2 protein-coding genes are annotated in these 2,413 nt (G+C 68.2%); one reads left to right on the top strand and one right to left on the bottom strand.

Features of this window, described 5'->3' with window-relative positions; translation table 11 throughout:
* Nucleotides 1-22 precede the first annotated feature (22 nt).
* Entirely contained in the window at nt 23-1,399 is a 1,377-nt protein-coding gene (locus tag KD1_RS13875; RefSeq protein ID WP_083542490.1) for an MFS transporter, read from the bottom strand.
* Nucleotides 1,400-1,721: 322 nt separating this feature from the next.
* On the opposite strand from KD1_RS13875, the gene KD1_RS13880 reads away from it, so the two are divergent.
* Nucleotides 1,722-2,413, top strand: a 692-nt coding sequence (locus KD1_RS13880; protein ID WP_068402890.1) for a TetR/AcrR family transcriptional regulator, incomplete at its 3' end; no start/stop codon positions are given.

A 2,413-nucleotide genomic window follows, 5' to 3' on the forward strand; every position in this document is an offset into this window, starting at 1 on the left:
GCGGGGGTTACTCGGCGGGGTGTTACTCGGTCGCCATGTGGTTGGTGCCGTAGCGGGCGCGCAGGATGAGCAGGGCGATCATGCCGAGCACCCCGACCACCAGCACCGCGACGCCGACGCGGATCGCGTTCGCCGGGTCGCTGCCGACGAGCATGACCATGACCATCGGGGCGAACCCACCGATGAGCCCGGCGAGCTGGTACCCCAGCGCGGCACCGGAGGTGCGCACCTCGGCCGGGAACAGCTCGGCGAACAGCACCGACTGGGTGCCGGTCATGAGCGACATGGTGATGCCGGAGACGAGGATGGCGATCCAGAACGGCCCCATGTTCGTCGCGCTCGTGTTCTCGATGAGCAGCCACATCGGGACGGCCCACACGGTCATGCCGATCAGGCCGGCGGTGAACACGGGGATGCGTCCGACGCGGTCCGAGAGCGAGGCCGCACCCAACGTGACGACGATCTGCACGATCGAGGTCACCAGGATGACGAGCAGGGCCGCATCACGCGGTACACCGTTGAGCTTCGTGACGTACTGCAGCGCACCGGTGATCGTCAGGTAGAACACGACCGTGCCGATGACGTTGGCCAGACCCGCGAGCACAACGGTCTGCCAGTGCTTGCGCAGCACCTCGAGGATCGGGGACTTCTGGGCGACCGGCTCGTGCGACTTCTTCTCCGCGACCTCGGCCTGCATCTGCTGGAACGCCGGGGTCTCGTCGAGGTACTTGTGGATGGCATAGCCGACGGGCAGCATCAAGATGGAGATCAGGAACGGCACGCGCCAGCCCCACGACATGAACTGGTCGTCGGTCAGCCACGCGGTGATCACCAGGAACACGATGTTGGCCAGCAGCACACCCACCGGCACGCCGAGCTGGGCGAACGAGCCGTACAGCCCGCGCTTGCGAGCCGGCGCGAACTCGGCTGCGAGCACGGCCGCGCCGCCCCACTGGGCGCCGACGGCCAGACCCTGGGCGATGCGCAGGAGGATGAGCAGCATCGCGGCCACCCAGTTGCCGGTGACCGGGACCAGACCGATGAGCGCGGTGGCCACGGACATGAGGACCACCGCGGCGACGAGCACATACTTGCGTCCGATGCGGTCACCGAGGTGTCCGGAGACCACGGCGCCGATCGGTCGGAAGACGAACCCGATGGCGAGCGTGGCGAACGCGGTGATCTGGGCCATGACCGTGCCCTGACCGGCGAAGAACAGCTGGGGGAACACCAGCGCGGCCGCGGTGCCGTAGATGAAGAAGTCGTACCACTCGAGGGAGGTGGCCGCGACGGCGGCGGCGGAGGCCTTCTTGGCGTTGCGCAGCTTCTCGGCCTCGGAGAGAGCCGGGAGTTGCGCGTCGGGGGAGCCGGATGCGGTGGGGTCGAGTTCCGTGGACATGGAGTTCCTTGGAGGAGGGAGCGGACGAAAGGGAAAGCGGTGCGACGGCTCGAGCAGGTGGCCGTCGCGTGCTCGGTTCACGCATGCCGACACCGAGACCGCGGTCGACTTCGACTCGGGTCTCCGGCGCAGATCATTTTGTGAACGAGGTTTACACAATCACGCTCAATGCGAATTGGTCCATACAAAAAATGTGTGACGCCCATCACTTGCGCCGAGTGGCTGATGTGACTCTGGGCAACGATGGGCGGCAGACGGCCCGTCGAAAGCGGCGAGGAAGGCGAGGAAGGCGCGGTTGGGTGGGACGCCGACAGGAGGTGCGATGAGTGTCGACAATGTTGCGATCAAGAGCGGACTGGCGCTGATTCGCGGGAAGAACGTGCGCGGCCTGCGCACCCGGGGCCAGTTGCTCGATGCCGCCCTCGCGCAGTTCTCCGAGCATGGCTTCGCGGCGACGCGCGTGGCCGACATCGCCGGGCGGGCCGGAGTCTCGACGGGCAACTTCTACCGGCACTTCACGAGCAAGGGGGAGATCTTCCTCGAGACGCTGGAGGGTCCGTTCGAGGCGTTGCGCGAGTCGTCGCGTCGGGTGGCCGGCGGCGACACCCTCGATCACCAGGGGTTGTTCGCTGCGCACCGGGCGTTCCTGGCGACCTACACGGAGCATCGTGGACTCTTCCGAGCGGTCTTCGAGGCCGCCGCGTCCCGCGAGGACGCCAGCGTCACGCAGGCGTGGCTGCGCACGCGACGCCTCTTCATCGATCGCACCACCCACTGGCTGCGCAGCCTGCACGCCCGGGGCCTGGCCGGTGAGGGGGACTGGCCCGCCATCGCCGAGGTGCTGTGCAGTGCCGCGGATCAGACCGCCCACGTCAATGTGGGGCTGCCGGACACCGAGCCCACCGCCGAGGAGCTCGACCGCATCGCCGCGGCCCTCGCCCACGTGTGGCTCGCCGCGATCCCCACCCCAGCGCCCCTCCACCCTCGCGCGCACCCCCGCGCCAACCCCCACGT

The organism is Kribbia dieselivorans NBRC 106261 (assembly GCF_001552435.1).
GTDB classification, from domain to species: Bacteria; Actinomycetota; Actinomycetes; order Actinomycetales; family Dermatophilaceae; genus Kribbia; species Kribbia dieselivorans.